Source organism: Brachyspira pilosicoli (assembly GCF_019402445.1).
Lineage (GTDB): Bacteria > Spirochaetota > Brachyspiria > Brachyspirales > Brachyspiraceae > Brachyspira > Brachyspira pilosicoli_B.
The window spans coordinates 1-3,182 of record NZ_SRZM01000027.1 but is presented as its reverse complement, the minus strand read 5'-3'; the positions used below and the strand labels follow the sequence as shown (position 1 = coordinate 3,182).

General features: G+C 29.3%; 2 protein-coding genes and 1 pseudogene. All 3 read right to left on the bottom strand.

The window, feature by feature from the left end; genetic code table 11:
• Nucleotides 1-121: pseudogene (locus E6A48_RS12035) on the bottom strand (2-C-methyl-D-erythritol 4-phosphate cytidylyltransferase); the annotation flags it as partial.
• Nucleotides 108-1,949 carry an MATE family efflux transporter gene (locus E6A48_RS01105; RefSeq protein ID WP_219708163.1) on the bottom strand — a complete coding sequence of 614 codons (1,842 nt, stop codon included), beginning with the start codon at nucleotides 1,947-1,949 and terminating at the stop codon, nucleotides 108-110. The pseudogene E6A48_RS12035 and the gene E6A48_RS01105, both read right to left, overlap by 14 nt.
• 121 nt (nucleotides 1,950-2,070) lie before the next feature.
• Nucleotides 2,071-3,024 (bottom strand): M28 family peptidase, encoded by a 954-nt coding sequence (locus E6A48_RS01100; RefSeq protein ID WP_219708162.1) that lies wholly within the window; start codon nucleotides 3,022-3,024, stop codon nucleotides 2,071-2,073.
• Between the last annotated feature and the right edge of the window lie 158 nt (nucleotides 3,025-3,182).

The following is a 3,182-nucleotide window of genomic DNA, read 5'->3' as shown; positions in this document are numbered from 1 at the left end:
TGATTAGAGTATGTATAAATATAGGCTTATTATCAACTTTAATAAACTGCTTTTTAACTTTTCCGCCAAATCTTTTTGACTGTCCTGCTATAAGTAAAATTAATGTATTATAGTTCTTCATTTTTATTATTTCTCAAATTTTTTCTCTCTTCAATTTGTTTTTCTTTTTCAATTTTTCTCTCTTCTCTAAGCTTATGCCTTGCCTCTCTTCTTAATCTCACATTTTCTGATATTTGCTGTCTTTTAGCTTCTTTTTCTTTTTTTCTCTCTTCATTATATTTTCTGCGTTCTTCATTCATTTTCTCTCTATTTTGCTTTATCTCTTCAATCTGTCTTTTCCACTCAGCAACATCTCTTGCCCTCTTCTCTTCCCTCTCTCTTATTCTCTCTTCACGCTCTTCCATTCTTTTTAATCTTTCTTCTTCTCTTTTTTCAAACTTTGATAATTTAATAGGGTCTGTAATATTTTTAATTTTATTTTTTAGTTTTAATGTATAATCTTTTCTTTTTCCAATATTTTTAGGAAAGAACCTTGCCCCAAGCCCATCAACAAATAATTTCGCCCTAAGCATAAATATATTCTGTGTCTGCATATTAATAACAGATACCCAAGGAATTCTGGTTATAATGATAAATGCTATAATACCCGCCATAGTGTTTGAGAATAAATTACCCCAAAATACTGACCAATATGATAAATATTTAGTAGTAACTATTATAAATATAAACCTCAAGAACCATATCCTAAGTATACTAATTATGAGAGGCACCCGCGTACGTCCAAGCCCAATTAAAGCTCCTTGTGCCACCATCGTTATACCAAACCCTAAAACTCCTAAAGCAAATATAGGCAAAGCCCCATTAGCAACATATAAATCCTCTGGGTTTCTTGTAAAAAGTATAGTCATATGCGGTGTTAAAGGCACTACGACTGCTATAAGAACAATTGCAGTAATAGCACTTAATAGCATTCCTGTATAGCATGATTTTTTTGCCTTATCTGCATATTTAGCTCCTATATTCATACTAACCATTGTAGTTACCGCAGAACCAAATGCTGCAGGCAAATTAAAACATACTGCTGTAATGTTGTTAGCTATGCCTTGACCGTTTAACACTGTAGCACCATATTTTTCAACTTCACTATTTATTAGGAAGAACCCTAAATTGCTTAAAAATGTGGTAAGCATCGAAGGAACACCTATTATCATAAGTTCTTTTAAAATGCTTGAATCAAATTTAAACTCTTTTAAAGATAATCTATCATCACCTTCTTTAATAAATAAATCATAATACATCCAAGCTGTAACTATTGCATAAGTAGAAAAAGATGCTAATACACTTCCTACTACCTCTAAATGCAAGAAATAAACATATACGAAATTGAAAACTATCTTTAATAAAAGCAATATAACACTTCTTATAAAAGTAGCTTCAGGCTTACCATTAGCATTTTTTATACCATTATATAAAGCAGCCAAAAAAGTCATAGGCATAACAAAGCTGTATAATGATAAATATTGATATACATTTTCCTTAATGCCTGAATGTAAATTCATAGAAACGAGTATACTTACCAAATATAGTGTAGGTCCCATAGCAATACCAAATAAGACACCTGTAACTACTATTTGTGTAGATATTCTTTTGGCATTTTTAAAGTCGCCTAATCCATTATATTGACCCACTATAGCCATAGCAGCAACACCCAAACCTTGAGATAATGCTGTCATCATCATAATTATAGGTTCTGCAAAGTTTACACTGCTTGCTATAATAGTATTAGTAACATTATTAAGAAAAAGTCCGTCCATTAGAGGTATCATTGATTGTACCAAAGTCATCATCAATGTAGGGATAGAAAGCATTATTAATGTGTTTGTTATAGAGCCATGAAGTATTAAATCCCTTCTTGCCTCTGTAGATTGACTCTTAAAAAAATTGACCATATATTTCCTTCTAAATTGTTGTATAATAAATAATCTAAAAATATAAAATATTATAACAATAATAATAAACTTTTAAAGATATTTTTAATTATTTTATATAGAATAAATAATATTTTTTTAATTATTTCGCAGTATTTACTATTGTAAACTCTATAGTTTTTCCAACTACTTCCAAAGTATTAATATCTATTTTGTCTATTGTATCATTTTGAGTATGATGATATTTATAGCCCATATCTATAACATCTATAAAAGGTATGCTGTTAAAAATAAAAGGAGTATGGTCATCTATTATGCCGCCATAAAAGTCATTAACAAAAAACTTTTCATAACCTAAATATCTAGCATTAGACCATACATTTTTATAAATATCAGAATAATAAGTATAAGCAAAGTTTTCGTATTTAAATAAAGCCTCACTGCTTCCAACCATATCAAGAAGTATGCCGAACTTAATTTTATTTTTATCTACTACATTGTCATTTACAAAAGCAATGCTTCCCTGTATCCAATCGGTTTCAATAGGTGAAGTGCCTACAACATCAAATAAATTGCCGTCATCTTCAAGGTCAAACAATACAAAACATATACTATAATCAAGCTCATAATTTTTCAAAGCATTCATAAGCTCAAGCAAAACCCCAGAACTGCTTGCCCCGTCATTAGCACCGTCTATTGGTTTATTTCTGTTTTTGGATATAGGGTCTTTTTCTGCAACGCTTCTGCTGTCATAATGGCTAGCTATTACAATATAATTATCAGTCTTACCATTTAAAAATGCATATATGTTCTCGCCTTCTCTTCCTTTTATATATGGAGCTTGAAATTTATGACTAAACACTTCATAACCCATATTAGAAATTTCTTTTTTAAAATATTCTCTAACCTTTTTATGTGCTTCACTTCCATAAATACGAGGTCCTAAATCTGTTTGAGCCTTCACATAATCGTAAGCTCTTTTAGAATCAAAATATAATTTAGGATTGCTAGAAGATAAATTATTATTTAAAGCATTAACATTATTGCAAGAAAACAAAAGCATACAAATTAAAACGGCAAAAATATTTTTAATCATAAATTAATCACTTTTAAGTTTTTAATATATTTTAGTCTAATATAAATAAATTAAAAGTCAATGAAATAGCAATAAAAAGAAAGAGGTTTTATTTAGTTATAACTAAAATGATTATATTTTGAAATTTATCAACTTTTTCCCGCCGCAAAAAGTTGCAA